Origin of the sequence: Dehalobacter sp., from assembly GCA_023667845.1 — a bacterium.
Taxonomy (GTDB): Bacteria; Bacillota; Desulfitobacteriia; order Desulfitobacteriales; family Syntrophobotulaceae; genus Dehalobacter.
In genome coordinates this window covers 1-5,732 of the sequence record JAMPIU010000072.1, presented here as the reverse complement: position 1 = coordinate 5,732, position 5,732 = coordinate 1, and the positions used below count along the sequence as shown (strand labels likewise).

Below are 5,732 nucleotides of genomic sequence, written 5' to 3'. Positions count from 1 at the left end.
ATATCCCGGAAACATACGTCCACCGGATTGGACGTACCGGAAGAGCCGGACTCGGAGGAGTTGCGCTTTCGTTTTGTGATACGGAAGAAAAGCCGTATCTGAAAGATATTCAAAAACTCATAGCCAAGTCGATACCTGTAATCGAAGATCATCCCTATCCCTTAATTGAGACAGAACCGGCAGATAGTAAGGCTGCAGCAAAGAAAGCACCTGTCGGAAAACCCGGTCCGGTTGGTTATTTCAGGAGAAACAAGAGACGGTAGCCAGTGTTATTTTGAGTTTATTTCTTTGGAATGCAGGAAGTGGTTGTTGAGGTCTCTCCTTTTAAAGAGTGGGGGTTTGCATTCTTCAGCTTTCAATTCTTCATGGGCGCGGGCGATGCAATGCCCGCATTGCTGCTATGTGTGGCAGTCTGTTACGCAACATTATTTTATAAAATTATTTAAAAAGCCGGCTTTAAAGGAGGACGTCTGATGAAAATCCAATCAATAAAACTCGTTTATTTTTCGCCCACAGGGACGACAAAAAAGATTATTGAAGGAATTGCGCGCGGCATTAACCGATCTCCTATGGAAAAGATAGATATTACGAAGCCGGAGGCTAGAAAACAACAGCTGCAGACATCGGAAAATGAGCTGCTGGTTATCGGCGTGCCGGTTTACAGCGGCAGGGCTCCTGCTGTTGCGATTGACTGGCTGGGTACGCTCAAAGCCCGCGGTACGCCTGCTGTATGCGTTGTCGTTTATGGCAACCGTGCTTATGACGATGCTCTGCTCGAACTCAAAGACACCGTGGCAAGGCAGGGATGCGTGCCGGTTGCCTGTGCCGCGTTTATTGGGGAACACTCCTTCTCCAGTGCGGAAACGCCTGTTGCCGCAGACCGTCCCGATGCAGGCGATGTAAATCAAGCGGAGTTGTTTGGAAAAAGAATAAATGAAAAACTGCACTCTATTCCGGCAGTTGATCAAATTTCCGGTATTACCGTGCCTGGCAGCTATCCTTACAAGGAATTTAAGGCTTTGGTCCTTGATTTTATAGCAGTCAATGATCAGTGTTCCCAATGCGGGGTTTGTGCGCGGGTGTGTCCGGCCGGCGCTGTCGATTTAGAAAATAGTGCTTTGATTGATCAGGAAAGATGCATCCTGTGCTGCGCCTGTATTAAGAATTGTCCTGTAAACGCCCGCTCGGTGAAAGCCGGTACGGTCAAGGATCTGGCAGAGCGTCTGAGTCAAATGTGCCGGAAGCGAAGGGAGCCCGAATTCTTTTTTTGAGGCGGAAGGGGAATCATGGGGAAGCATGGGGACGGTTCTCCTGCTTCCACCGCTTGGCGACATTCCCGCAGACATTTATTTATATGCGGGTTATAATTCAGCGATTGTTTCACCCATTACACTTCTCTTTATACTTTGGCCAGTAATAAATGCTTGCTTGACAGTAATTAGATGTCTAACTATAATTAAAATATGAAAAAGGGAAACGCTCTTTCTTTAATCAGCAGAATAAGAGAAAAAGCAAACAGGTTTATCGTCAGGGAACTCGAAAACCATGGAATTACAGGGATAGTCCCTTCCCATGGTGATATTTTGGTGATCCTTTTTCATGGAGAGAAATACACCATGAAGGAGTTGGCGGACAGGATCAACAGGTCAAAGCCAACGGTTACCGTATTAATTGATAAGCTTGTGGAGTATGGTTATGTTGAAAGGGAAAAAAGCTGCACGGACAGCAGGGTGACCTATATAAAACTAACCGGTAAAGGAATTGAACTGAAGCCGATTTTTGATGATATTTCTAAAAAGCTCGATACACTGATCTATGGTGATTTTACCGGCGGAGAACCGGAGGTTTTCGAGAAGCTGCTGCACAAGGCAGGCTCAAGACTGGATAAGAATATGGAGCTGCATTGAATATTCATTGTTTGAATATATCCATAGCCTTAAGCTAAATTACTATTCAAGGAGGTCGGGGAAATGCTCAAGTTAGAGATTACAAAAGAAGCCAGGGACTATATTCTAACCAAGTCTGACGCCATTACCGTGGAGTCGGTGCCTATGGCCAGCTGCTGCGGCTACAGCAACGAGCCTGTTGTGTTTGAATATAAGCCGGACGAACCCGAAAAGTATGAAGAAGTTGTTGTTGACGGGATTAAAGTCTACGTTTTTAAGGACGGCGCCGTTGTCGCCCAGAGCGGGGCCAGGATATGCCTGGCGGATAATAACGCTCCGTTTAAAGTCCTGGATACAGAAGGGCTGAGATACAGGGACTTTTTCGAATACGACAATTAGTCAACAAAACTGGATTAACGGAAAGCCCCCACCAACGGGGCTTTCTCTTCTTATGTAAAAATTTAAGGATTGCCCGAGGATTGACGATATTAAAATAGTGCCATTGTTGGGTTTGAAATTTTACGAAATAAGGCTGGAAGCGAGCAGCAGCGATGGATGTATACTTGAGAATTGACATAAACATTATGGCCATGGTTTTACTGGGCCTGGTATCTTTGAACGCATATAATCGTCTTGACAGGCAGGATCCATTAAACAGGGTCTTCTTAACAGTATCATTGATAATTATCGTCCAGCTTTTTTTTGAGACGGCCACATGCATTATCAATAAGCGTCCGGAGCAGTGGTTGATTCCAATATCCGTTTTTTTGCATATATGCTTATTTACAGTTGCACCGGTATTAACATACTATTGGTACTATTTTATAAAATACCTGGTTGTGTCCGACGAATCCACCGTTAAGAAAAGCAATTTTATCTTGCTGATTCCGGTTATAATAAGCGTTTTATTAACACTGTTATCTCCGGTTTACAATTTTTCTTTTTATATCGATAGTTCAAATGTTTATCACCGGGGACCGCTCTTTAACATTAATGCGGCCATAACATATTTTTACATAATTATTGGCTTTATATTGATAGCTAAGAACAGAAGAAAAATTGTCAAACAGGAATTTGTGCCCCTGTGTATATTCAGCGTATTGCCGATAATCGGAGGAGTGGTGCAAACGTTATTCTATGGTACCCTGCTTATGTGGAGCGGTACCGCGTTTTCACTGGTTATCGTATATATTTTTTTACAGCAGAGAATGGTACACTTAGACGCCTTAACCGGCGTCTGGAACAGGGGCTCTTTTGATCACTATATCACTCAAAGATTAAAACAGAAAGACAACGATAAATTTGGGATTATTTATTTTGACATAGACGGGCTCAAAAATATTAACGATAGTTATGGTCATGTTGAGGGCGACCTGGCCATAAAAACCTCAATCGAAATAATTAAAAAAGTAATCAGGAAAAACGATATTATTGTACGTATGGGCGGGGATGAATTCATAATAATTCTGGATTGTGAGTCAAATGCGGATTTGGAAAAAACAATTGACAGAATAAAAACGTCTTTTTCGCAGTACAACAATAGTTCCGGGAAAAGATACAAACTTGGGTGCAGCTTTGGAGCTGATATTTTTAATTCGGATTACAGCAGTATGGAGCAGTTTTTACGTCACGTTGACAATCTCATGTATGAGGATAAAAGAGTGTCAGGGGGACGGGGTTGTTGACACTTTTTTCTGAGAATGTTCGGAAAACAGTTATCGTTTATTACTAGACCATCAGTCTATTAAACTGATGGCTCCTGTTTTATTGCGGCCCTTTATGCGGATGCAAAATATATTAAAGGAAACCCAATTGTTATGTCGAAATATGTCGTCAATGATTGGTTCGATACAGGAGGATCAATTTTTTATTGAGGGCATCTTCATTGAAAAGGGTAATAAACGAACTACCTCTGCCGGCGGCAGGGTTGATGCTGGGACTGGCGTCGGCGGGCAATTTAGTTTCGTCATACGGCAGTGGCTTAAGGATCTTTTTTGGCTTATTGTCCGGCATGATCCTGGTGCTTCTGGTAACAAAAACATTTTTATCGACAAGGGCTGTCATGGAGGATATGAAAAACCCTGCGATTGCCGGTATAGCCGGTGCTTTACCCATGGGGATTATGGTTTTATCCGCCTACGTTCAGCCATTGTCGCACTGGACGGGATATTTGATATGGGTTGTGGGGATCCTGGCGCACTTTATTCTTATAATCTATTTTACTAAGAGATTTATTTTTAGTTTTAACATGGAGAAAGTATTTCCAAGCTATTTTGTAGTGTATATCGGTATAGCGGCCGCCAGTATAACGGCGCCTTTGTTCGGCGCCGAGGCGGCAGGCCGGGTGCTGTTCTGGTTTGGTTTTATCGCTTATCTGGTCCTTCTGCCGGTTGTCGCCTGCAGAGCGTTTGTGGTTAAACCCCTGCCCGAGCCGCTGCTGCCGACTATCACGATTTTTGCCGCACCTCCGGGCCTGTGCCTGGTCGGGTATTTAAATTCATTCCCGGAAAAAAATATGGCCGTTGTCTGGCTGCTCACTATTTTATCCTTAATAACACTGATCGCAGTACTTTTATACATGCCAAGGATGCTCAAGTTGAAGTTTTATCCAAGTTACGCTGCCTTTACTTTCCCGCTTGTTATCAGCGCGATAGCGATGAAAAGTGTTGAAAGTTTTTTTGTGGCTGAGCGGGTGGTTGTGCCTGCCTTCAGTTATATTGCGCGCTTTGAAGAATTGCTGGCTCTGGTTTTTGTTGTTTATGTATTAGTTAGATATATTGTTTTTATGAGCAGGGTTTCTCTTGATAAAAACGTGTCAAAGAGTGTGACAGGGGGACGGGGTTGTTGACACGCTTTTTATAAGCGGTTCTCTTGTGCGAACATGAGCAATGAGGTAAAATATGGTAATAAGCAGAAGCCTTGATGAAATAAATCTTTGTAATAAAGGTGTTGTAGATGAGAAACGCATGGCCTGAGACCGTAGTATTATGGGGAGCTGGTGCTACAAAAAGCGCCGGTCTTCTTACCAACAGTGATATTGCCCGGGCGCTGACTCATATTCTGGAGCAGAAGTTTCCGGATTTCAGTTTGGAATACTCCAGGCTTTTCCCGGGGATTTCTGTTTCCGACCGGCTTAAGGAAGGGTTTAATGAGCTGTTGTTTCAATTATACAGCGATGATAAGTTATACAGGGCCTATGATTTTGAAGCTCTCAGGTATATCGCCAAAAGCAGCCCGAAGTACCTTGATCTTGATACCGGCCTTAAGGCCAACTTAAAACTGCAGGAATTGTTCACGCTGATCGACCAGCTTATTGATAACAAACTCGGGATTGAAACACTCGATGATAAAGGAGAAGAATACTTCATTGAGCAGCCCAGAATTAGCGCGGCCAAGAACTGCCTGAAATTATTAACGGAAGAATTACAGAGAGTGGCCGTCCAGGGCGATACCCAGGCCAGGATCAGCAAAGCCCAGTTTTATCATGACTTTGCCGATACTCTTGCGGAATTGATGACAAGGGAAGCATTCGAGTATGAGAAAATGGGTTTTAGAGAAGACACGCGGGATTTTTACCTGTTTTCTTACGCCATAGTTTCATTCAACTGGGACCCTTTAATAATATGGGCATTGTTCAACGCCCACAAGAACAAAAACGATAATCCGCCATATTTGCGAAATCTGCCTCTGCACCTGTTTATGGACCTGGGGACAACAATTGCCACACGTAAAATTGATAAAAACAATAATATAATTTTGTATTCTGCCAACGAGACCCAAGCTATAAAAATAAACGACAGCGACTATCCTTCCAGGATCATGAGGATGGGCAAGCTGCTTTATCCG

General features: G+C 43.5%; 7 protein-coding genes. All 7 read left to right on the top strand.

Translation table 11 applies throughout. The features are described from left to right. Window positions 1-263 (top strand): DEAD/DEAH box helicase (locus NC238_05425; GenBank protein ID MCM1565380.1); only part of this gene is annotated, 263 nt, incomplete at its 5' end. 210 nt (window positions 264-473) lie between these two features. Beyond that, on the top strand, window positions 474-1,271 hold the full coding sequence (locus NC238_05420; GenBank protein ID MCM1565379.1) for an EFR1 family ferrodoxin: 798 nt from the start codon (window positions 474-476) through the stop codon (window positions 1,269-1,271). Between the two features lie 192 nt (window positions 1,272-1,463). Beyond that, on the top strand, window positions 1,464-1,907 hold the full coding sequence (locus NC238_05415; GenBank protein MCM1565378.1) for a MarR family transcriptional regulator: 444 nt from the start codon (window positions 1,464-1,466) through the stop codon (window positions 1,905-1,907). A gap of 63 nt (window positions 1,908-1,970) precedes the next feature. Next, window positions 1,971-2,285, top strand: coding sequence for a hypothetical protein (locus NC238_05410; protein ID MCM1565377.1), 315 nt, complete (start codon window positions 1,971-1,973; stop codon window positions 2,283-2,285). Window positions 2,286-2,437: 152 nt separating this feature from the next. After that, window positions 2,438-3,571, top strand: a complete 1,134-nt coding sequence (locus NC238_05405; GenBank protein MCM1565376.1) for a diguanylate cyclase — start codon at window positions 2,438-2,440, stop codon at window positions 3,569-3,571. A 200-nt stretch (window positions 3,572-3,771) separates the two neighbouring features. Continuing rightward, entirely contained in the window at window positions 3,772-4,734 is a 963-nt protein-coding gene (locus NC238_05400) for a TDT family transporter (protein MCM1565375.1), read from the top strand. A 107-nt stretch (window positions 4,735-4,841) separates the two neighbouring features. After that, window positions 4,842-5,732: hypothetical protein (locus NC238_05395; GenBank protein ID MCM1565374.1), on the top strand; the 891-nt coding region annotated here is incomplete at its 3' end.